Source organism: Candidatus Deferrimicrobiaceae bacterium (assembly GCA_035256765.1).
GTDB lineage: Bacteria > Desulfobacterota > Deferrimicrobia > Deferrimicrobiales > Deferrimicrobiaceae > CSP1-8.
On the sequence record DATEXR010000080.1, the window covers coordinates 1 to 1,499 of the forward strand.

The 1,499-nt window shown below is 69.3% G+C and carries 1 protein-coding gene; it reads left to right on the forward strand.

Translation table 11 applies throughout. The features are described 5' to 3' along the window. Positions 1-331: 331 nt before the first annotated feature. A complete protein-coding gene (locus tag VJ307_02430) occupies positions 332-1,189 on the forward strand; it encodes an ABC transporter permease (GenBank protein HJX72985.1) in 858 nt (285 codons plus the stop codon). Positions 1,190-1,499: the final 310 nt, after the last annotated feature.

The following is a 1,499-nucleotide window of genomic DNA, read 5'->3' on the forward strand; positions in this document are numbered from 1 at the left end:
GGACGACCGAGCACGGCGCAGGCGTACTTGCGGTACGCCGAGCCGGGCGCAGGGAGTCCGACAAAGGGCTGGCGGTGCAGACCGAGCCGCAGGCGCCGGTCGCCCACAGGGCTGCCTTTTCTGCTGCGACAAGCGATCCCCGGGCTGCGTCGGGCGTGCTCGTCGCTCGCTTGTGCGGCGTACTGACCGTACGCCTCCGCACTCGCTCCTGCGCTTGCCCGCCTCGCCTCGGGTCTCCCTTGTCTCGCGACGAAACCCTTCCGGGGACCGGCCCCCTGCAGCGGCGCTCGAATGCCAAGGTATTTGCGAGACGGTGCACTAGGGGGGGCGCATGGGCGCGGGATCGAGCTCCATCTTTCGGGATTTCCTCCGCAGGTTTTTCCGGAACCGCCTCGCCGTGGCCGGGGGCGTCGTCATCGCCCTGCTTTTCGTGGTCGCGGCCTTCCCGTCCCTCGTAACCGACAAGGACCCGAAGCGGATCGACATCCTCCGGATCCTCGCGCCCCCCTCCGCGGAGCACCCCCTGGGGACCGACGAACTGGGGCGGGACGTCCTCTCGCGGATGGTCCATGGGGCGAGGATCTCCATGGAGGTCGGTTTCGTGGCCACGGGGATTGCCACGGCCATCGGCCTCTTGGTGGGGCTGATCGCCGGATTCTACGGGAGGTGGGTCGATGGCGTCCTCATGCGGTTCGTCGACATGATGCTCTGTTTCCCCTCCTTTTTCCTGATCCTCGCCGTCATCGCCTTCCTCGGGCCGTCGATCATCAACATCATGGTCATCATCGGGCTCACCCACTGGATGGGAGCCGCAAGGCTCGTCCGGGCCGAGACGCTCTCGCTGAAGGAGAGGGACTTCGTGGCGGCGGCCCGGGCCCAGGGGGCCGGCAACCTGCGGATCATCTTCCGCCACATCTTCCCCAACGCGCTCGCCCCCATCCTGGTCTGGGCCACCCTGGGGGTCGCCGGTGCAATCCTCGTGGAGTCGAGCCTCTCGTTCCTGGGGATCGGCGTGCAGCCCCCCACCCCGTCCTGGGGGAACATCCTCACGGCGGGGAAGGACAACATCGAGTTTGCCTGGTGGCTCTCCGTCTACCCCGGCCTGGCCATCCTGGTCACCGTCCTCGGGTACTACCTCCTGGGCGAGGGGATCCAGGACGCCGCCGACCCGCGGCTCAAGGGGAGGTGACGGATGCCCGCGCGCACCGGCCTGCTTCGCATACGGCGCCCCGATCATCGTGCGCCCGAACGGCTCCGCAGCCTCGGAGGGGGGCTCCGTTCGTGGCTCGCCGTGCGGTGCACCCGCACGGCTGCGCTCCGGCCTCCCGGGGTCCATTCCCGGAAGATCCCGGCATTCGAGGGCCGCTGCATCCGCTCCGGCTTTGTTGCCCTCCCTCACCGTACCGCAGCGGGTACGCTTCGGTCGGGCGCCTCGCCGGAAGCGGCGCATCGACCCTCTCGGTGCACGGCCTCTTCGGCAACGGACCCCGGGAGGCCGG